This is a genomic window from Massilia scottii (assembly GCF_030846495.1).
In the GTDB taxonomy this organism is placed as follows: domain Bacteria; phylum Pseudomonadota; class Gammaproteobacteria; order Burkholderiales; family Burkholderiaceae_D; genus Telluria_A; species Telluria_A violaceinigra.
Map to the genome: position 1 here is coordinate 121,724 of NZ_JAVCWM010000017.1, position 21,343 is coordinate 143,066.

4 protein-coding genes and 1 pseudogene are annotated in these 21,343 nt (G+C 61.0%); 4 read left to right on the forward strand and 1 reads right to left on the reverse strand.

Translation table 11 applies throughout. The annotated features are described in order from the left end of the window. Window positions 1-25 precede the first annotated feature (25 nt). Together RBA41_RS22470 and RBA41_RS22475 are read left to right on the forward strand one after the other, a co-directional pair. Complete coding sequence (locus tag RBA41_RS22470) at window positions 26-18,214, forward strand: hemagglutinin repeat-containing protein (RefSeq protein WP_306626474.1); 18,189 nt, start codon at window positions 26-28, stop codon at window positions 18,212-18,214. A 1-nt stretch (window position 18,215) separates the two neighbouring features. Further along, window positions 18,216-18,620: a hypothetical protein gene (locus tag RBA41_RS22475; RefSeq protein WP_306626475.1), complete on the forward strand. Its 405-nt coding sequence runs from the start codon at window positions 18,216-18,218 to the stop codon at window positions 18,618-18,620. Between the two features lie 463 nt (window positions 18,621-19,083). Here RBA41_RS22475 and RBA41_RS22480 read toward each other — a convergent pair. After that, window positions 19,084-19,296: pseudogene (locus RBA41_RS22480) on the reverse strand (IS630 family transposase); the annotation flags it as partial. 526 nt (window positions 19,297-19,822) lie between these two features. On the opposite strand from RBA41_RS22480, the gene RBA41_RS22485 reads away from it, so the two are divergent. Both RBA41_RS22485 and RBA41_RS22490 read left to right on the forward strand, forming a co-directional pair. After that, window positions 19,823-20,077, forward strand: coding sequence for a hypothetical protein (locus RBA41_RS22485; RefSeq protein ID WP_306626476.1), 255 nt, complete (start codon window positions 19,823-19,825; stop codon window positions 20,075-20,077). Window positions 20,078-20,737: 660 nt separating this feature from the next. Further along, a partial coding sequence (locus tag RBA41_RS22490) for an S-layer family protein (protein WP_306626477.1) occupies window positions 20,738-21,343 on the forward strand: 606 nt, incomplete at its 3' end.

Sequence of the window (21,343 nt, forward strand, 5' to 3'; positions counted from 1 at the left end):
CGCCGTTCAGGCACCCAAGGACCTCATGAAATCACCAATCCGCCATTTGTTGAAAAGCAAACAATCCACCCTGACCGCAGCCGACCGCCTGGTCCAGGCGCAGCTGGAGGAACCGATGGAGGCCGCGGGCCGCACCGGCCGGCCGTGGACAAGGACTGTGGCCAGGATGATGATCGTGCTGCAGATTCTGCAGACGGCATTGATAGCGGGGCCGGCATACGCGCAGGTGGTGGCCGCGGGCAACGCGCCGGCCGGGCAAAAACCGCTGGTCGATGCCGCCGCCAACGGCGTGCCGATCGTGCTGATCGCGCCGCCGAGTGCGGCGGGCGTGTCGCACAACCGCTACGACCAGTTCAATGTGGGCAAGCAGGGCCTGATCCTGAACAACAGCCGCGACACTACCAGCACCCAGCTGGGTGGCATCGTCAACGGCAACATGCAGCTTGGTACGACCAGCGCGCGCATCATCCTCAACGAAGTCACGTCCGGCAATCCGTCGCGCCTGAACGGCTACATCGAAGTCGCAGGGCAGCGCGCCGACCTGGTGATTGCCAACCCCAACGGCATCAGTTGCGACGGCTGCGGGTTTCTCAATACCGCCGGCCGCGCCACCCTCACCACGGGTACGCCACAGTACAACAGCGCCGGCCAGCTGGACAGCCTGAACGTGCAGCGCGGCGTGATTACCATCGGCGCTGGCGGTTTGAACGCGAGCAATGTCGAGCAGCTCGACCTGCTGGCGCGCGGCATCGTCATCGAAGGTGAAATCTCGACCAAAAATCTGCAGGCCGTCCTTGGCGCCAACAAGGTCTTGTACGGCACGCTCAAGGCCACCGTGCAAGATGGCACGGGCAACGCACCCAGGTTCGCGATCGATATCGCCGACCTGGGCGGCATGTTTGCCAACCAGATCTACCTGGTCGCCACGGAAAAGGGTTTGGGCGTCAACAGCGCCGGCCGCATTGCATCGCTGACGGAAAACCTGACCCTGAGCGCGCAGGGCGACCTGACCCTGAAAGACAATTACAGCAAGAAAGATGTCGACCTGTCCAGCAGCGGCAAGGTGACCCTGCTTGGCCAGACCAACGCCCACCGGGATGTGCGCATTGCCGCGGCCGAGCGCGTTGCCATCAACAGCACAGCCGTGCTGCGCGCCGAGCAGGGCGTATTGCTCAACACCCGTCACATCGACAACAGCGGCAGCCTGATCCAGAAGTCCGCCAGCGAAACGCTGGTGCTGGCCGCCGAGCGCATCAACAGCAGCGGCAGCATCTATTCAGCTACCGACCTGACCTTGCAGGCCAAGAGCATCGACGGCAAGGGCGGCGTGCTGCAGGCTGAGCGCGCCCTGAACGTGACGGCCGACAGCATCGCTGTCGACCAGCAGCAGTGGGCAGCCAACGACGCGCTCACGGTCAAGGCTGGCCAGATTCGCGTGTCGGACAGCGTGCTGGCGGCCGCCACCGATCTGTCCATGAACGCCGCCGGGGCCCTGGACGTGCAGGGTAGTCAATTGACTGGCAAGAAGGCAATCGATCTGCGCGGCGCGGGCGTGAACACCGGCGCTGCGACCGTGTCGGGGGCATCGATCGCGGTGGATGCAGGCAAGGGCAAGCTGGACAATACAGCTGGCGTGATCTACGCGACCGGCAACATCGATGTGCGCGCTGTCGGCATCGACAATACACGCGGCAAGATCGTGGCGACCGACAAGCTGGCCTTGCATGCCGGTGGCGGCGCGCTCGACAACACGGGCGGCACGGTGGCATCCAAGGCTGCCGTGTTCACCGGCGTCGGCAGCATCCGCAACCGCGAGGGAACCCTGTCCACCACCAGCGACCTGGTGCTGGACGGCGCCTTCGACAACAACAAAGGCAAGCTGATCACCGCCGGCGCGCTGACGTTCACCGGCAGGTCGCTCGATAACGCCGGCGGCGCCATTCAAGCCGGCCAGGCCGTCAAGCTCACTGCCAGCGGGCTGATCGACAGCGCCGCCGGTATCATCCAGAGCACGGGGTCAGGCGTCACGATCAAGGCGGACCGCCTCGACAATACAAAAGGCGCGATCGCCGCGGCCACGGACATCGGCATCGATGCGCAGCGTCTGCTGGGACGCGATGGCGAGGTGAGCGCCGGCGGCAAGCTCGCCGTCACGGGCGCCACGCTCGACCTTGGCGGCGCCAGCCTCGCCAGCAACGGCACGCTCGATCTTGCGGCAAGCGACATCGTGGCCACCGCAGCCAGGCTGCAAGCCGGCCAGGCACTGACGCTCAAGGCAAATAACCTGTCCGCCGCCGGCGCCTCCCTGGCTTCCGTTAATAATGTGGACGTGGCCGTCACGGGCGACGCCTGGCTGGACAAGGCCGCGATTGCCGCCAACGGCAACATCGACCTCAACAGCCGCAACCTGCACGCCCAGCAACTGCGGGTGGAGAGCGGCGCCGGCGTCGCCATCAAGGCCGACGGCGTCGATCTGCGGGACGCCAGCCTGTCCGGCGCGCGCGGCCTGACGCTGACCGCTGGCAATTTGCTGATGCAGGGCGGCAGCGCCATTTCCGGCGGCAAGCTGACGATCACCGGCCAGAGCCAGCAGGGCGGCAAGCTGTCCGCCGCCGGCGATGTCGATATCCGCATGGAAAAACGGCTTGACCTGACCGGCGGCGCCATCCTCGCCGGCGGCGATATTGCCGTGCGTGCCGAAGGCATCGTCACCGACAAGGCGCAAGTGGGTGGCAAGCACATCGTGCTCGACGCCGGCCTGGAAAGCATGAGCAACGTCCAGGGCACGGTCGTGGCCGAGTCCGGCGGCGGCACAGGCACGCCAGCGTTGGTGGTGCGCGGCAACGGCATCGATAACAACCGCGGCGTATTGTCGTCCGACGCGCATGCCGTGTTCGACGCAAAAAGCCAGGTATTCGATAACAACGGCGGCAATATCGTCGTGGCCGGCGACATGGATCTGTCGGCGGGTACGCTGAAAAACCGTTTCGGCAGCGTGGCCACGGGCAGCAGCATCGTCATGCGCGGCAATGATGTCGATAACACCGACGGCCAGCTGCGCTCCGGCAAGGATGTCATCATCGAAGCGAGCGGCCAGCGCCTCGGCAACGACCGCGGCCTGATCGAAGCGCAGGGCGCCATGACCCTGGCGGCAGCCGAACTGACCAATGTCGGCGGCAAGCTCGCGGCCAACCAGACCCTGAGCCTGACGGCGGGTGCACTGAACAACAGCGGGGGCACCGTGGCAGCCGGCAAGGACCTGACCCTGAGCGTGGGCGGTGTCATCAACAGCGCCAACGGCAGCTTGCGCGCGGGCGGCCCGGTCAGCATCAGCACCCAGCGCCTCGACGCGGCCGGTGCGCAGATCTCGTCGCAAGCGCAGATCGTGATCGCCGCCGGCCAGGGCATTGACCTGGACAAGGGCGACATCAAGGCCGGCGGCAGCGTCGATCTGTCCGCCGACAGGGTGCAAGCCGGCGGCGCGACCATCATCAGCAACGGCGCCATCGCCGTCAACGGACGCGACAGCGTCAACCTTGCCGGCGCCGACATCAACGCCAGCGGCGCGGTGGCGGTCAAGGCCGGCAAAGGCGCGAGCCTGCAGGGCACGCAGATTGCCACCAACGCCGAGTTGCAAATCAATGCCGCGAACATCGATGCCGGCGCCAGCCGCCTGTCGAGCGCTGGCGACCTGACCTTGCATGCGAGCACTGGCGCTATTGTGCTCGATGGCGGCCATCTCGCCAGCGGCGCGCGCCTGCAGATCGACGGCAAAGGCATCGACGCCGCCAACGCGACCCTGGCGGCGAAGAGCGATATCGCACTCGATACCCGTGGCGCGGACTACACAGCGGACGGCAGCGTGCATCGCAGCGAGGCTGGCGGCATCACGGTCAAGGCCAACAACATCCACGCCGGCGGCAGCGCCGGGCTGGCAGCCAACAGCGGCTTCATTGCCAAGGGCGCCATCGTGCTCGATGCAAGCGGGCTGATCGACGCCGCGAATAGCAGCGTGTCTTCCGGCAGCAATGTGGTGCTGAACGCGGGCAAGGGCATCAGCACTGCTGGCGGCGCGGTATCGGCCATGGGCAGCGCGACGCTCTCCGGCGCCACCATCGACAATGCCGGCGGCGCGATCGCCGCCAACGGCGCGGTCAAGCTGGTCGCCCGCGACGGCGGCATCGACAATGGCGGCGGCAGCATTCTGTCGCGCGACCAACTGACATTGCAGACCCGTACTGGCCTCGACCGCATCGCGGGCAAGCCGGTGGCGGCTGGCGGTGCCACCGACTTGAACAACAAAGGCGGCTCGATCGTCGGCGTCGGTGGCGCCGTCATCAACAGCGGCAGCATCGACAATAGCGGCGGAAAAATTGCCAGTGGCGACAATCTGGTGCTTGACCTCGGCAACAGCGACTTCAAGGGTGCCAAAGGCAGCGTGCTGAGCGAGAAAGCACTGACCCTGACGGCGCGCGAGATCGACCTCAGCGGCGGTCAGCTGCGCGCAGGCAAGGGCGTGACCATGTCCGGCGACGCCATCATGGCGAAAGGCACGGCCATCAGCGCCGCCGCCGGCGACCTGCTGATCGACAGCAAGGGCAGCGATGTCGACGCCAGCGGTTCCGACATGCTGGCCTCGGGCCAGTTGAGCCTGAAAACAGGCACGGCCAACCTGGCGCAGGCCAATCTGGCCAGCGGCGCCAACACCAGCATTGCCAGCGCGGCGCTCGACGCGCGCCAGGCCAAGATCCAGGCTGGGGGCGATATCGCCATCGGCAGCAGCGCGGCGATCAACGCACAGGACGCGGCAATCGGCGCCGGCGGCAAGCTGGACGTGACCGCGGCCTCGCTCAAGGGCGGCCAGTATTCGGCCTTCAAGGACCTGACGGTCGTCACTACCGGCGGCATCGACCTGGGCAAGAGCACCTTGCCGGGCGCGCAGGGCGGCGCTTTCCTCACCGACGCCGCGTTGTCGGTCAAAGCGCAGGGCCTCATCCTCGATGACGGCCGGGCTATCGGCAAGAACGTCACGCTCGACGTCGGTAACGGCGTACTGAGCAATCGTGGCGGCACCATTCTCGCCACCGATGCCACCGCCAATGCGCCGGCGTTGAAGCTCACCAGCAATGGCATCGACAGCACGGGCGGCAGCATCGTCAGCAATGGCGACCTGATCATCAACAGTGTCAGCGGCACCCTGGAAAACAGCAAGGGCACGATTGGCGCCCTGCGCAAGCTCGACGTCGTGGCCGGCAAGCTCGGCAACGCGGGCGGCAGCGTGGTGGCCAACACGGCGCTCGCGATGCAAGTGCAGGCGCTCGACAACCAGGCCGGCAAGATCCAGGCCGGCACCAGCTTGAACATCAAGGCAGGCGACATCGACAACCGCGCCGGCACGCTGGTCGGCAGCACCGGCATCGAACTGACAGCCGGCAAGGTCGACAGCAGCGCCAAGGCGCTGATCGGCAGTAACGGCAACATCACGTTGCATACCCAGGGACTCGACAACAGCGCCAGCCAGGTCACGGCCGGCGGCAAGCTGGCCATCGATACGGGTACGGCGGGCGCCATCACGAACGTCAAGGGCAGGTTGACCAGCGATGGCGGCATGACCCTGGCAAGCGCGGGCGAGCTGGATAACCGCGGCGGCACCATCGCGGCGGGCGAGGGCCTGGACGCGCAGATCCTGGGCGCGCTGCTCAACAAGGCCGGCAATATCGTTGCCAGCAAGCAGATCGGCTTGAGCGTCAACGGTCCGGTCGCCAATCAGGGCGGCGCGATCCAGGCCGGCACCGACATTCTGATCGGCACGACCAAAGGCATCGACAACGATGCCGGCAAGCTGATCGCCAACGGCGCGCTCGGCATCAATGCCGCATCGCTCACCAGCAAGAAAGGCTTGATTAGCGCAGGCCAGGAGCTGACGGTCGACGTCAAGACCCTTGGCGGCGCGCTCGACAACCAGGGCGGCCAGATCCAGGCCAGCGGCAAGGCCAGCATCGCGGCCAAGGGCCTGGGCAACGTGGACGGCATCATCATCGCCAACCAGGATCTGGTGCTCGACGCCGGCAAGGCGCTGCTGGACAACCGTGGCGGCATCGTGCAGAGCGCCAAGGCATCGGTCGCAATCGACGCCGGCGACATTGCCAGCCAGGGCGCGGACAGCGCCATCGTGGCGGCCGGCGACCTGACGATTGCCGGTGGCAATATCGACAGCAGCAAGGGCCTGATCAGCGCGGGCAAGGACCTGTCGCTCGTCGCGCAGGGAGCGCTCGGCAATGCGCAGGGCCGCATCACGGCCGGCGCGAACGCGACCGTGCAGGGCAAGGGGATCGACAACAGCGGCGCGCTGCTTAGCGCAGGCAAGAGCATGACCGTGCAGGCTGGCAGCGGCAGCCTGGTCAACAGCGGCGGCAGCATGCTGGCGGGCGACTCGCTCACGCTGGGCGCGGCTAGCGTACAGAACGTGGGCGGCACGCTCGCATCGAACGGCGACCTGAACCTGGTGGCCGACAACAGCGGCACGCTCGACAACAGCGCCGGTACTATCCGCAGCGCGCAGGGCAGCGTCAGCCTGACGGGCGGGCAGTTGCTCAATGGTGCCATTGGCACCGGCACGCCTGCTGTTGGGGGCATGATCGCGGCCGGGAAGGACGTGACGATTGTCGCCAATGGCGCGCTGGGCAACCGCGACGGCAGCATCGTGGCGGCGAATAAACTGAGCATCCAGGCGGTCGGCGCGCTCGATAATAACAACGGCAAACTGACCGGCGCCAACGCGCTGGCTGTCAGCGCCAATGGCATCACGTCGGTCAACGGTTCGATGCTCAGCAACGGCGTACTGACCGCCAATGCGGGCATGGGCGCGTTCGACAACCGCAAGGGCGTCATTTCCGGCGGCGGCACCACCAAGCTGAGCTCGGTCGGCGCCTTCGATAATACCGACGGCAAGATCACTACCGGCGCCAATCTGCTCGCCACCACCGGCGCCTTCGACAATGTGCGCGGCCTGGTCAGCGCGCAGGGCGGCGCCAGCCTCACCACCGCGGCCTTCGATGGCCGCAAGGGCGAGGTCATCGGCCAGCAATCGCTGTCGATCAACACCCAGGGTGCGCGTTTCGATGGTTCGGGCGGCCGCTTTGCCAGCAATGGCGGCGTGACCCTGGCCACCGGCGACGCTGTTTTGACCGGCAGCACCATTGCCGCCGGCGACAGTTTCGGCATCGACTCGCTTGGGGCGAATTCGCGCCTGGACGCCGACGGCATCAAGATCGCCGTCACCAAGAACATCACCATGACGGGCGCGAATGTGGCCCTGAACGGCAGCAATCTGCAGGCAGGCAATACGATTTCCGTGGCCGGCACCAAAGTGGGCTTGAACAACGCGGCGCTGGCGGCCAACACCGCCGTCAATGTCAGCGGCACCGATGTACAGGCTGCCGGCATCGACATCAGTACGCAGGGCGATATTTCCCTGCAATCATCCAATACGCTCGACTACCGCAACGGGCAGTTCGCTGCTGGTAATAACGCCGCCATTTACGGCGGTGGCCTGGTGGCCACGTCCGGCGCCAAGCTCGCGGCCGGCAAGCGCCTGTCGTTCGGCATGGGGCAGCAGGCTGTCGATTTCAGCGCGCTCGACTTCACGTATCAGTTCGGTACCGACCTGCTGGTGCAAGCCATGGGCATTCGTACCGGCGGCGTGGCGATCAGTGGCGACAACCTGTTCTTCGACGCCGGCACCGGCGTACTCGACAACACCTACGGTACCTTGTCCGCCACCGGCGTGATCGAATTCAAGGCCCGCGGCATGATCAACAGCGGCGGCCTGATCGCGGCGGACAATCTGGTCTCGCTCGACTCGGGCATGGGTGCCATGATCAACGATGGCGGCACCATCGCCAGCGCTGCCGGCAAGATCGGCATCGCCGGCAGCGACCTGCTCAATAAAGGCGGCAACATCAGCGCCGCCGACACGGTCAATGTGTCGACGATCGGCCTGGCCGACAATGCCGGCGGCAATATCGTGGCCGATGGCGAAGTCAGCCTCTACAGCGGCACCTTGGGCAACGTCAAGGGCCAGGTGGTCAGCAACAAGGACAAGGTCACCATCAACGTCGGCACCTTCGATAACAATGGCGGCGTGGTCAGTGCCAAGACGGCGCTCGATGTCACGACCAAACTTGAAGTGAGCAACAAGGGCGGCAGCCTGGTCGCCGGCACCGACGCGACCATCATCGGCAAGAATGGCGTGAACAATACCGGCGGCCTGATCGGCGCCACGGAGAAGGTGGTGCTGACCAGCAGCGCCGGCATCCTCATCAACCAGGACGGCACGATCCAGAGCGACAAGTCGACAGTCGAGATCGACGCGGCCAAGGGCATCTGGAACCAGAAGGGCGATATCTATGGCGTGACGAGCGTGCAGGCAAAGACCGACGCCGACCTGCTGAACATGCAGGGCGGCCGGATCGCCAGCCAGGGTGAAGTCAAGCTCGGCAGCCTCAAGGGCAAGCTGGACAATGCTGACGGCGTGATCAGCTCGGGTACCGATCTGATCGTGGCGGCCAAGGACGTGAACAATGCCGGCGGCGTGCTGTCGGGCTTGAAATCGACGAAGGTCGATGCCGACAGCGTCAGCAACAATGCCGGCGTGATCGAGTCGGGCGTGGGCGGCATCGCCATCACCGCAAAGACCCTCACCAACGATCACAGCGGCACCGAGCGCGGGATCGTCAGCCACGGCGATATCGCGATCACCGGCGGCAGCGTGAAGCAGAACGGCGGCTACATTGGCGCCGACGGCAAGCTGACCATCGACGGCACCAGCATCGACAATGCCGGCGGCTCGACCATGCTGGCCTTGAAATCGCTGAGCCTGACCGGGTCCAGCGGCATTAATAACCAGGGCGGCAATATCAAGTCGGCGCTCGATACGACGCTCAAGACGCCGGTACTGAATAACGTAGGCGGTACGGTATTTGCGCACAACAACCTGTTGGTTGATGCGGCGGCGATCGATAACAGCAATACCAACAACGGTGCGTTCGACAAGGGCTTGCTGGCATCGAACACGGTGACCGTGAATGCGGCCACGGTGGGCAACGTGAACGGCGCGATTGTGGCGCTGAAGAACCTCAAGGTGGCTGGCACGACAAGCATCGACAACAGCGGCGGCCAGCTGAGCGGCGAAGAAGTCACCATCGACACGGCTGACTTCATCAATACCAGCGGCCGTACCGATGCAATGACCAAGCTGACGGCGAACATGAAGAAGTTCAGCGCCGACGGCGTGATGGCGTCCACCGGCACGCTGCGCCTGGCCATGGATGGTGATTTCACCAACGGCGGTACGGTGGCGGCCGAGAACAATCTGGAGATTGTTCTCAATAACGGCAAGTACACCAACGCCAGTAACGGCACGATCAGCGCGGCCAAGGACCTGAGCCTGTCGGCCACGGAACTGAATAACTACGGAACGATCAGCGCGACCAATACCACGCTCGATGTCGGCACGTTCAACAATGCCGGCACCGGCGTGGTCAATTCGATCGGTACCACGGCGGTCACGGGTGGCAACACTTTCAATAGCGGGCGCATTTACGGCGGCAACGTGGTGATGGGCGGCGCGGTGACGAATGAGGCGAATGCCACCATCGGCGCGCGCGACATGCTCACCGTGAACGGTCTCCTGATCAATAAGCCGGGCGCGAATGTGATCAGCCTTGGCAATATGAAGCTGGGCAGCGTGGTCAATGCCGGTGCGCGGATTGAATCGGGTGGTAATCTCGAGGTCGGCAACCTGCGTAACATTAACTGCGTTACCGGCGGTGGCGGCAATGGCGTGGGCGCCTCGGATTGCGGCAATTACGGGCTGCAAGGCGGTGTGTCGCTGACCGATGTCACCACGGTAACCCCTGTAAACAAGGTGACGCTGACCGACACTCAGACCAATCTGGTGCACGATCGGGACGATCTGGTGATGGTATATGCCGACGATACGTTCCACTATAGAGTTCCGGGCGAAGATCATAAGATCGAAAACTACGTCCAGCGAACCTACAGTACGAAGACGACCGTGGCCAGCGTCATCGCCACATCAAACCCGGGCATGGTTACCGCTGCGGGCGTTATACATGCTGCTTCGGCGCAGAATATTGACAGCCGAATCGTCGCCGGTGGCAGTGTACTGATCAGTGGGGGATCCGAGGTTGGCAATGGCATTGAAAAGACTGTCGGTGACAGTGTCAATATCTCGACCCAGGGTTCGCAACAAATTACCGAAACTGGAAGCGAGTTCTATACCAGCGTCGATCATTGCAAGCCGTGGCAAAGCTGCAAACATAAACGTAGTTACGGGGGCACGTCCAATTTCGATGATGTCGGCCCAACGACCTCGATCGATGTCGCCGGCGTTCTGTACGATAGCGGCGGGGCGGCACCAGTGCCGCTCGCACCAGCGGATACTGTCATTACGCCTGCCGAACCGGCAAAGGTCGTCGGTGCCCTTGGCACCGGCGTAGCTGGCAATCTCACCCCAAGCAGCGGCAACACGGCGGCGGGCGACGCGGCAGCACCCAAGACGGGCCAGGTCGCCACCTACACGACCGGCAGCACGACCGTCGGCATCAACGTCGGCGCGATCAACGCCGATACCGCAGTGCAGGGCGTCGCAGCTCAAGGCGTTATCGCCGGCGGCGCGCCATCGGTTGACACTTCCGTCGCCGCAGGCGGCACCAAGATCGGCGCGCAAGCAGCCGGTACTGCCGGCGGAGCGGGCCCGGTTTCCACCGACGCCCAGCAACAAGGCAGCGGCGGCGCGGCGGACGTCACGGTCGGCACGAGTGCGCAGCCCGTCGTCAAGGGCCAGGTGGCAGGCAATGCCCTGCCTGGCAGCATCATCGCGGGCAATGCTCGCGCAGCGCAGCAGACCGCCATCGGCGACCTGACGACCTCGTTCGCCAAGTTCGCCGCCGCACGTCCCGTGACGGTGGCCGATAAAAAAGTGGATGCCGGTGTATTCGGCCCCAACGCGAAAGACGTCAACGGCCGCGCCACTGACCCGAACGTCCCGAACGTCACGCTGACCAGCAACGCCGACTGGAAGGCGCCGACGGGCAATCTGTTCTCCCTGAAACCGGGCGAGGGCGCCGGCTATCTGGTCGAGACCGACCCGCTGTTCACCGACAAAAACAAATGGACCGGCAGCGATTACTTCCTGGACCAGCTCGACCTTGATCCGCAGCGCACCCTGAAACGCTATGGCGATGGCTTTGTGGAGCAGCGCGCGTTCGCCGACCAGCTGATCAACATCACCGGCCGCAACAAGCTGTCCGGCTACGAAAACAACGAACAGGCGTTCAAGGCGCTGATGGATTCCGGCGTCGCCTACGCCAAACAGTTCCAGCTCACGCCTGGCGTGGCGCTGTCCGAGCAGCAGATGGCCCAGCTGACCACCGACATCGTATGGATGCAGGAAGAAACGGTCACCCTGCCGGACGGCAGCACGACCACGGCCCTGGTGCCCAAGGTCTACCTGCGCCGTCCGCAACAGGGCGACCTGTCGACCGGCGGCGCGCTGATTGCCGGCGACAACGTCACCATCCGTAACCAGAACGGCGGCATCAGCAACAGCGGCACCATCCTGGCCGGTTACGCCAATGCGAAGCCGACCGACATGCACGGCACCGTCACGCTTGACGCCCAGAATGTCACCAATCGCGGCACCGTCGCCGGTAATGCGATCGACATCAAGGCAGCGAACGATATCGCCAACGTGGGCGGGCGCATTAACGGCCTGTCCAACAAGGGCGTCGACGGCAGCGCCACCGACGACAGCCGGGTCACGCTCAATGCCGGCCGCGACATTCTCGTCGCCAGCACCACGCAGACGCGCAGCGTTGACACTGTCGGCAACAACGGCACCAGCACATCGAGCCGCACCAACATCGACCGCGTCGCCACCATTGCCGGCGGCAACGTGTTCATCAGTGCCAAAGGCAATTTCACGGCGCGCGCGGCCCAGGTCGACGCGGCCGCGAACTTGACTGTGTTGGCGGGCAAGAACATCGACATCGCCGGCGTGGAAGAAAAGCACGCGCTGTTCGTGCCGCTCGGCGGCAGCACGATGGGCCGCACCGGCTACACCAACGAGGCGAGCGTATCGAACGTCGGCAGCAATCTGACTGCCGGCAATAACGTCACCATCAGGGCAGCCGGCGACGTCACGCTCAGCGGCAGCCAGGTTGCCTCGGCCAACGACGTGAGCATTGGCGGCGCCAACGTCACCATCTCCGCGGTCAAGGACCGCACCCTCGTCGACGTTCAAACGGCGGGCCGCAAGGAGTACAACCGTGCCATGAACGATGACGAAAGCCTCAGCGGCGGCGTCGTCAGCGCCGGCAACAACGTCACCATCAGCGCGACCGGCGTTGCCACGGGCCAGAAAGACAAGGACGGCAAGGCGATTGCCCAGGTGGGTACGGGCAACCTCGTCCTCAACGCGGGCACGATCGTGGCCGAAACCGGCGTAGCGAAGCTGCTGGCGAACAACGACCTGACGGTCCAGGCCATCACAACCGAGCACGACAGTCTGCGCGAGAGCTACAGCAAGAGCCGCACGCTTGGCGGCAGCAGGATGTCGAGCAGCACCAGCACGGAAAGTTTGCAGCAGGTGACGGGCAGCAGGGTCGTTGGCGACAGCGTGCTGGCCGAGGCGGGCAAGGACCTGACGGTCAGCGGCAGCTTGATTGCAGGCGTGAACGACGTATCGCTGAAAGCGGTCGCAGGCAACGTCACGATCAAGTCGGCCGAGGAAATCTACAAGGAGCGCAATAGCGCGGTCCAGAAGCAATCCGGTTTCACGGCCGGTTATGCCGGCGGCGCGGCCAGCGTGGGCTACAACAAGTCGAGCGGCTCCAGCCAGTCGAACCTTGATCTGGTCAGCCAGGCCGGATCGACCATCAAATCGACCGCCGGCAAAGTCAGCGTCACGGCCGGCGAAGGCATCAAGGTGGCGGCGTCGGAACTCAACGCCAAAACCGACCTGACCCTGAGCGGCAAGACGGTCGACCTGCTCGCGGCGCAAAATACCAGCGACGAGCACAGCGCGTACAAGACGGCATCGAAAGGCTTTTCGGTTGGGGTGACGCTCGATCCGAAGGCGGCGTTCAGTAATGCGCGCAATGAAAGCGAAAAGGGCAACAGCGCCGACAGCGGCGTGGGCAAACTCACCAAGCGCGCGGACGGGGTGGGGGAAGGCCTCCTGGCGGCAATTGGCGGCGTGGTGTTGCAAGGCAGTTCGCGCAGTGCGGCCGGGACCAGGGATCACGTCAGCAGCACCGCCCAGGTCAGCACGCTCAAGGCGGGCGGCAACCTGAGCATTGACGCGACTGGCGGCAGCATCACCAGCGAAGGCGCGACCCTGAAGGCCGAAGGCGATGCCAAGCTGACCGCCAAGGACAGCATCATCCTCGACGTCGCACATAGCACCGAGAGCGAAGGGCAGGACAACAAGGCCAAGGGCTGGAGCATCGATTCGCGCGGCAGCCTGCCGGTCGGCATGTTCAACAACAAGGACAACGGCAAAGGCAGTGCCGACACGATCAGCGGCACCACCTTGTCGGTGGGCGGCAACGCCACGCTCAAGAGCACGGATGGCGACATTGTTCTCACGGCCGCTTCGGTGGTCGCCGACAAGGGTAATGTCGACATTGCGGCTGGCCGGAACCTGACCATTCAAAGCGGCCAGGATACCGTCTCGAACGATAACCACAGCAACAACAAGGCCATCGGCAAGGTGGTCGTGTCGGACACCGAGCGTTTTGCCGGATACAACAACATCAAGAAGAACGGCAGCAATGATGCGGTCACCCAGGTGCAGTCGGGCGTCGCCAGCATCAACGGCAACATCACCCTGACGGCAGGGGAGAAATACACCCAGACCAGCAGCAATGTCCTGGCGAAAAACGATGTCAGCGTGACTGCCAAGTCGATCGAGATTGGCACGGCGCTCAATACGAGCAATAGCGCGCAGGACAGTTCGGACCTGAAGATCGGCGGCTTTGCGCGTATCAGCTCGCCGTTGATCGACCTGGCCAACAACCGCAAGGCGGCCAAGGAATCCGACGGACGCCTGTCGACCATGCAGAACATGGCTGCGGCTGCCAACGCGTATCAAGCGGTTGCTGCGGGGATCGGTGGCAGCGGCACCTTGTTCAAGGCCGAGGCTGGCATTGGCATTGCCACCGCCAAGAGCCGCGACCAGAGCAGTGGCAGCGTGGCAATCGGCAGCACGCTCACGGGCACCAACGGCAATGTGACGCTGACCACGACCGAAGGCGATATCAAGGCCACCGGCGCTGGCATAACCGCCGGCAAGGAACTGAAACTCGACTCGGCGCGCGACATCGTGCTGCAATCGGCCACCAGCCAGACGAGCAGCGAGGGGAGCAACAATAACGCCGGCGTCGAGGTGGGCGTGGGCGTTCAGGTCGGTGCGCAGACCGGCACCTATGTGTACGCCACCGCCAATGTGGGCAAGGGCGAATACGACAACAACGCCACGGTCAACACCAATACCAAGCTGACCGGGGCTACGGTCAATATTGCCTCTAAAGGCGACACCACGCTCAAGGGCGCGGTCGTCAAGGGCGACAGCATCACCGCCAATGTGGGCGGCAAGCTGGCGATCGAGTCCGTGCAGGACACGAACAAGCAGCACAACGAGCAAACCAATATCGGTGCTCGGGTGCAGTTGTCGTTCGGCACCGCGTGGGAAGCGTCGGGCAACATCGGCCATACCTCGGCCGATGGCAGCAGCAAGGTCGTGCTGGAGCAGTCGGGCCTGTTTGCGGGCGACGGCGGCTATCACGTCAAGGCCGACACGATTGCCCTGAAAGGCGGCGCAATCGGCAGTACCAACGCGGCCAATTCGGACCTGACGGCGAAGGCCATCACGTTCGAGAATCTGGATAACCAGATGGACTACAAGGCCCAGTCGGTCAGCCTGTCAGGCGGATTCACCACCGGTGCGGTCAAGGGCGCCGCGCCGGAAACGCAGACCAGTACCGGCGCACGCAACCCGAACGTCACGCCCGGCCTGCCGATGCAGGACAAGGGTAAAGACAGTTCGACTACCTATGCAACGCTGACGGACGGCAAGATCAACATCGGCGGCAAGGAGATGAGCAGTGCGGCCGACCTCGGTGCGCACACCGACCTGGCGACCGCGAATAAGGCAATTGATCCGTTGAAAGACATGAAGGCAGTGGCGGCCGATCTGAAGGCAATGGGCGCGGCAGGCAGTACGGTGGTTGCCACCAGTACCCAGATCGCCGGCGACATTGCGAAAGGGGCGGCCGAACGCGCTACCCAGGCGCTCAAAGACCTTGCCGCGGCCGACGTTGGCATTGGGCGGGCGCAAGCGGTGCTGAACGACCCGAACAGTACAGCGGAGCAGCGCACGCGGGCAACAGGGGACTTGGCTGTAGCCACGCAAATCAGGACAACTGCGACGCTGGTCGCAGATGCTGCGAAGGGTGACGCGAAGAACTGGGGGCCGAAGGGTGATTATTCGCAAGCATTGAGCGTGGTTACGGGTGTGCTGGTAGGCGGGTTATCCGGTCAGAGTATTGGTCAGCTTGCCGCAAACGCCAGCGCGCCATATGCAGCGACCGCGATCGGCGATTATTTCACCAAGCCCGGTAATGAAAATCCAAAGCTTCAGTTGCTGAGTCACGCTCTATTGGGCGGTGTTCTGGCTGCCGCCAATGGTGGCAGTGTGGCAGGTGGTGCGGCTTCAGGCGTTGCGGGCGAAGCTGCGGCGCAAGCGATAAGCCGCGAACTATATCCACAAGCTTATGACACCGACGGTAGTTTCCATCCTGACCGGTTGACTGCAGAACAAAGCAATACCGTAGTTGCCTTGGCGACGGCGGTGGGATCGTTGGTTGCTGGCGCCACTGGCGGATCCTTAATGGACGCAGCATTGGGCGGCAATATTGCCGCGAATGCGGCGACCAACAACTATCTGTCTCACAAACAGATGGGTGACTTCACCAGCAAGTTGAAACAATGCAATGGCAATCCCGCTTGCATTAAAGAGACAACAGCGCTGTACGCCAAGATCGATGCGTCGCAGAAGAGCTGCGCAACCCCTGAGGATTGTAAGAATGCTCAATCGCAAGCTTATGGCGGCTTGTATATTCCGAACGTTGAAGTTCGCAGTCTGTGCGGTTCGGATGCCGCATGTGTTTCCTTTGCGAGTGGCCTTGGCCGCAACAATCGTGACGATGCGAATTACTTCGCGCAGCGGGCTGTCTTGCTCAGTGCTGCGGTGACGGCTTGCAAAACGCCTGGTAGTAGTGATTGCCAGAAAGTACAGCAGGATCTGGGCATTATTGGTAAGAACCGCGCTGATCAGGCAATGCCGATTCCCGTCACGAAAAAGGGCATGGCTGCGGTCACAGAGTTAACTGTGGCATCTGGCAAGGCGCTTGTTAATTTGCCGGGCGATGCAGTCAACACTTTTATTATGGTTGGCGATGGTTATTACAATATATATAACTTCGCTACGGGGAATGAGCTAACACCGATTCCTAAGGTTCCGGCAGTACTTAAATACTCAACCGAAGGCGAACAAATAGGCGGTATGTTGTTCCAAGTGGCAATAGCACCTGTGACTGGGCCTGCCACAACCAAAATTATTGGTGGGGTTAAGGATTTCATAGCGACGACGAAGGGGGCCGCAGGTGCTGTCGAGCTCGAGGTAGTGATGCCGAAGCCCGTCCCTGAGCTGGTCGGACCTAAACCGGGATCTAAGCCGGCCGCAGGCAAGTGGTCAGGGACGCCACCTGAGGTCTCCGACGTGGTGTGGAATCCCGCGAAAGGCATCTACGAGGTGGTCGAGGCCGGTACGACAAATGCGCCGAGGGCCGCGCTCCCGGCACCAGCGGGCAAGGGAGGTTCCCCAGGCACGTCTACAACGATCAAACCGGGTGCAAACAACGCGAACGTCGCTCCGCTCCAACTGGAATATACGCCAGCTGCGCGGATCGCAGCACCGGATTACTACGTCAACTCAAGCGGAATAGCTTTGCCTGCGACGGGTTATCGCTATATGGATAGTGGGAGCAAATATGCGGCTCAGACCATCGCCACGATGTCTGCACCTCTAAGTTATTTCGGATCCGTTAAATTGGACAGCGGCGCTGCAGTCCGGGACGCGTTTCAAATTTTCTATGAGCCAGGCAATCCCGCGTCATGGAGCGATGGACGCTTGCTGGGCACATTTGATACATTGCAGCTGTTTGGACCAAACGGTGTGGTCAATGCTAGAGTGCCAATGTCACTTGGCGATAAAGGGCCGAGCCTAGAACCCTTTACTAGTGCGTATCCTCAGTATGGCGCAGGTGGCGCGGCGCAGCTGTTACCTGCGGCACGTGGTACCGTAGTTAAATTTGACAGCATTGTGGTGCTTCCGGAGACCGCTCCTATGTTGAATGGCGTCAACGGACCGACTCGTCTCCCAGATATATTAAGCCTGCCGGTGCCGGTGCCGGTGTCGACTGTAAAAGCACAGGTCAGTGCCCCCGCCAGTTTGAAAAACCCAAGCGGCAGTCCAGATCAAGCGGGGAATGCGGCAAGAATACAGCCCTATGGGAGTTCAAACGACGCCGATGTGATTGGATTTGGGGCGAGCGATGCTGCACGGAAAGATGGTGGGGCCAATAATGTATCTCTTCCTGGTGGAAGCGAGTTTATTGGTCCGTTGACAGAAATTGATTCGAAGATTTTGTTCGGAGCATCAAAGCCAGGAACAAATAAAATTATAGGTGGGCATTCTCCTGAGGTTCTCACTTCACCTTTATATGAAATGAATCCGAAGCAAGTCGTAAACCCGGATGGAACGATTTCACTTACTGATTTTAAGGGAACGATTCTGCGAAAAGATGGAACAGTTGGATTGTCGAAAGCAAAGTCGCCAAATATTCAGACGGTAGCGCCTCCAAGTTGGGATAACGTGGATATACTGCTGGCAGGACAATTTACAGCTAATACTCCGGGAGTTGTGCTTCGCAACATCAACGGCGTCGAAACGACGTTGCACACAAGTGTTTATAATGGAGTTCAATGGCAAGTGCTCAAGGAAAATGGTGTTGTAACGTCATCTTTTCCAACGGGCGGGCGCCCAATAGTGCCTGAGGGAAAGTGAAATGAGCGACCGAGTTAGTGCTGCGTTTGAAAGATCTATAGGTGATGAAAACAGCGGATGGCATGAATATAATCTTCAGGTCGCGGCCGAGGTGCTGTCCGAATTTTCGACACTTGATTGGGGAAATTTGCGGGCTGTTGTGTTATCAAAGCCGGCTTATTGGCAGGAGCGATGTGCTGAGTCAGTTGGGTGCATTGAAAGTGATGAAAGTGTACGTACGTTGATTATCTTGCTTGGTTCTCCGTACAAGTCCGTGTCCGGAATTGTAGCAAGTGAGCTTGATAATTTATCGGTACAGCTTCCGAGAGTTTTTGAACACGTGCTCCGAGAATTGTTGACTCATTTGGAGGCGAGCAAGAGTCCTCGAAGCGCGGATGTCCAGCGATTGATTAACCATTTGCGCTAAAGTGTATTAGTAAATAGAGCTCGGCCATAGGGACGTAGTGATGTCTCTAGCCGGAAGGTCAGTATCTCATTTGGCACGAAACGTATAAATATTGAGTATGGAAATTAAGAAAATAATATGATTAATTTTAATGCTGCTATGCCAATTTTTAGTGGTCGTGTAAGTTGGCTGGTGCTGCAGGAGCTGGAGCTAATTAATGCCCAAAGGCTAGCGGGGGGCAAAATGCCATGTGAGGCGGTGGAGGAATGATGAGTAATGATGAAATGAGAGCGTGTTTGAAGCATTGGATTGAAAAATTTATAGAGAACGAGGAAGAAAAAAAGCGATTGCTAGGATTTCTCGAGATCGAAGAGGTCCCGGTAAAGAGTGTCTTAGCGGCTCTTACCCCTCATTTTAATGATCAATTTAGCGTGCATGACAAAGACATACTGCAAGATCTCGTATATTATTATCTGTAGGGCACCTAGTGTTCTGAGTTGGAAATTCGCAGACAAAATCGTTCGATGCTCGACAGGATGGCGTCTGCGGATTTTGTCCAGACGAAGGGCTTCGGGTCGGCATTGTTGATCTTGAGGTAGGCGCGAATCGCATTCTCTAATTGGCGAGTCGATCGGTGCGTACCGCGACGAATCTGTTTTTCGGTGAGGGTGGCAAACCATCGCTCGACTTGATTTAGCTGGCCGTTCTGATATCACGTATAATTTTACTGTTGCCGACCTCCATACTTACTTTGCTGGAAAGCAAAAAGCATTCGTTCATAATTGTTTACAAAAGTGCGGGAAGACGGGCGGGGCGCCGCGTTCAACAACTTTCCTTGATGAATCGCTAGCGTCGTTGAATTCGCCGGCAACGCGGCATTACGCGGACACTGTAACGCAATCGTCAGTAGCGAAGAACGTTAATGCAGTGGTTGACCGATCAGTCGTTGATATGTCGGAAGATGTCGCTGCTATTAGATCAGGCCAAGCGCAAAGAAATGGCGACACCTTCGTCGCAAATGGGCGTACTTACGGGATGCATGATGGAACTCTCTATCCAATGTCAGGCCCAGGGCTTTATACATTGGATCGGGGCGGATACAAGGCGTTGGGAGTTCTAAACAAGTTTGGGGATACGCCTCAGGCAAGAATTATCATGAATAGTATGGGTGTTTCTGCAGAGACGAAAGCTGCTGCGCTTGAAGTATATAAGGTAGTCAAAAAATGATAGATTTCTTGTTGGGGTATCCACATTCATCTTTAGAGATCAAAAATTTTTTATCGCAAATTTTTGATTGTTCGATTGAACGTATCGAGGTTTTTGATATAGACGAATTCAATTCTTTAACTGAGGAGTTGGATGATTTTGCATTGGATTGTGTTTGTGTGTGTATTCCAGTTAAAGGCGATGCCTCTCAAATGTTGCAGGTGTACAAATACAAATTAGCTGACTCGGTTGTTGTTGGTCGGATAATCTAGATCGCTAAAAAACATAAGGTTCGTTGTTATATTCCGAGTGATTATTTTAATATTTGGATCTGCGCAGATGATGATTCTTCCCCAAAATTTGTTCGACAAATAGAAAGTGACGAGGAAGATTATTTTTTATTTGAGATGATTTAACGGCGAGTATGGGTAAACAACAGCGGATTTGTTCTCGGAGATGTGGCGGGGCAAACAGCGCAACGATAAGCCCAATTCGGATACGCATAGTGCCGACGAAAACCAGGTTGCCGGGGTCCAATGTCGTTTCGAGTGGAAGTTGACTTCGGCTACCATGTGCGCTACCGCTGCGGGAACGATGTCATGAGAACGGTGTCAGGGCTGACCTTCAAACAGGGCCTCATCAGCGGAACGGCTTTACGCCCGGCACTTCCACCGACGGTGTCAATGTGGCCGCAGTCGGCGCGAACGTCGCCGTACAGGAGGCGGCAACCCAGCCTGTAACCATTAACGGCGAACCTGCGGTCGGCACCACGGTGCGGGTCGCGGTGCGCAGCTCGGCACGCGAGTAACTGGTACCGGAGCCGCGGCCCGGTTTCGGCGGACGCCCAGCAACAAGGCAGCGGCGGCGCGACGGACGTTACGGTTGGCACGAGCGCCCAACCCGTCGTCAAGGGCCAGGTGGCTGGCAATGCCTTGCCCGGCAGCGTCATTGCGGGCAATGCCCGCGCGGCGCAGCAGACCGCTATCGGTGACCTGACGACCTCGTTCGCCAAGTTCGCCGCCGCTCGTCCCGTGACGGTGGCCGATAAAAAAGTGGATGCCGGTGTATTCGGCCTCAACGCCAAAGACGTCAACGGCCGCGCCACCGATCCGAACGTCCCGAGCGTCACGCTGACCAGCAACGCCGACTGGAAAGCGCCGACGGGCAATCTGTTCTCCCTGAAACCGGGCGAGGGCGCCGGCTATCTGGTCGAGACCGACCCGCTGTTCACCGACAAAAACAAATGGACCGGCAGCGATTACTTCCTGGACCAGCTTGACCTCGATCCACAGCGCACCCTGAAGCGCTACGGCGATGGTTTCGTGGAGCAGCGCGCGTTTGCCGACCAGCTGATCAACATCACCGGCCGCAACAAGCTGTCCGGCTACGAAAACAACGAACAGGCGTTCAAGGCGCTGATGGATTCGGGCGTGGCCTACGCCAGACAGTTCCAGCTCACGCCTGGCGTGGCGCTGTCCGAGCAGCAGATGGCCCAGCTGACCACCGACATCGTATGGATGCAGGAAGAAACCGTTACT

Bases quoted from the DNA above. Each gene is read 5' to 3' on its own strand.
- RBA41_RS22470 (WP_306626474.1), top strand. From the start codon at position 26: ATGAAATCACCAATCCGCCATTTGTTGAAAAGCAAACAATCCACCCTG.
- RBA41_RS22475 (WP_306626475.1), top strand. From the start codon at position 18,216: ATGAGCGACCGAGTTAGTGCTGCGTTTGAAAGATCTATAGGTGATGAA.
- RBA41_RS22485 (WP_306626476.1), top strand. From the start codon at position 19,823: ATGATAGATTTCTTGTTGGGGTATCCACATTCATCTTTAGAGATCAAA.